A 1438-nucleotide genomic window follows, 5' to 3' on the forward strand; every position below is an offset into this window, starting at 1 on the left:
GGGGTTCGCTGCGGAACTCGCTGCGTTCACTGCGTGAACTCCGCTCAGACAACCGCAGCGAGTCAGTTGACGAAGCAGTCCTGTCCTTCGGCACGACTGCAACCCCGCAACCACCACGCCGCAGGCGCGTTCATACGGGGAGTGGATGCGGGCCGTCGCTTCGCTCGGCCTGGGGTTTGAGGCAGGGTTGTGGAATGCCTCTATGATTTCGGTGGCCCCCTGTTCCGGGGCTGGTGCTTGAAAACACCATCAACACACAGCGGCAGAGCCTCCCCGAAAGAGAGGCCTCGTCACGTCTGAACACTTGGACAGTGGGCATCGCACCCGCACGTCCACACGGTTTTGGATGGGATGGGGCTACCCGCAAGGCTGCCCGCACGTCTGTGTGCGTGTTTTCAACATCCCATCCACCCTTTCTGCGCTTGAAAACGCAGGTCGGGTGTTTCCGTCTCGCACAGGAGTACGAAAACATGAACGAACAGCGCACCGCTCTTCCCACACGCGCCAGCTTCGAGCAACTGGCTCGCACCATCACCGACACCAATGGATGGGTACAGGAAGGCTCCAACGAAATATGGGCCCTGGCCCAACTTGCATTGGCCAGCCTCAATGCCCCAGAAGACTTGCGACGTCCGCAAGCCATGGCTCACGCACTGCGCGCCATCCGCGACGGCGCTGAGTCACTGGCCGACTATGTGCAAGGCGAAGCCAGAAGCGTAGGTTGCGACCCCACTCAAAGCCCATAGCCGCGAGGGCGGCCACATCCGGCCGAGCGCAGCGAAGGCCCGAGCAAACTCCCCGTATGTCAGCGCCTGCGTCGGGCCGCCTGCGGGGTTGCAAGCCTGCCGAAGGACAGGCTTGCTTCGTCATCTGACTCGCCGTGATTGTCTGAACGTAGCGCGCAGCGCGAAGTGAGTTTCACGGCGAACCCCGCAGGTGGCCCGACGCAGGTTGCCCCGTAGCGCAGCGAAGGGGTCGCGGACATTCGGGGGGCTTTTCTTTGCCTACTTTCTTGTAGCAAGACAAGAAAGTAGGTCGGCCGCCGAGCCGAAACCCGGCCTCGAAAAACACCCCCCCGGCAGGATCAAAAAACGCCCCCGCCAGGGTAAAAAATCAAACAGCAAGCCGCCGCAAAAACCCATCAACCACCCGCAACGCATACCGACTCGCCACCACCCTCACAAACTCCGCAAAGTCCACATGCGCACTGTCATCCGCCCGATCGGAAACAGTCCGCATCGCAGCAAACGGCACGCCATAGTCCAGGCAGGCCTGCGCCACGGCGGCGCCTTCCATCTCCACCGCCAGCACCTCATGCCCTGCAGCACGCAGGCCCTGCGCCAGCGCGGAAGAGGCGCCCGCCGTGCCCACGAACTGGTCACCGCTGGCAATCAGCCCCTGGTGCGCGCGCGGCGCCGTGGTGGCGTGGGCGACGCGG

The 1438-nt window shown here is 63.4% G+C and carries 2 protein-coding genes; one reads left to right on the forward strand and one right to left on the reverse strand.

Annotated features, from left to right (window positions below):
- Positions 1-470 precede the first annotated feature (470 nt).
- Complete coding sequence (locus L995_RS32525) at positions 471-746, forward strand: hypothetical protein (RefSeq protein ID WP_082001649.1); 276 nt, start codon at positions 471-473, stop codon at positions 744-746.
- Between the two features lie 367 nt (positions 747-1113).
- On the opposite strand, the gene L995_RS27830 is transcribed toward L995_RS32525, so the two are convergent.
- Positions 1114-1438 (reverse strand): phosphorylase family protein (locus L995_RS27830; protein ID WP_047474589.1); only part of this gene is annotated, 325 nt, incomplete at its 5' end.

It is taken from the genome of Delftia sp. ZNC0008 (assembly GCF_000799035.1).
Lineage (GTDB): Bacteria > Pseudomonadota > Gammaproteobacteria > Burkholderiales > Burkholderiaceae_C > Comamonas > Comamonas tsuruhatensis.

What these genes read in the sequence shown, in the direction of transcription:
- L995_RS32525 (WP_082001649.1), top strand. Translation starts at nt 471, where the DNA reads ATGAACGAACAGCGCACCGCTCTTCCCACACGCGCCAGCTTCGAGCAA.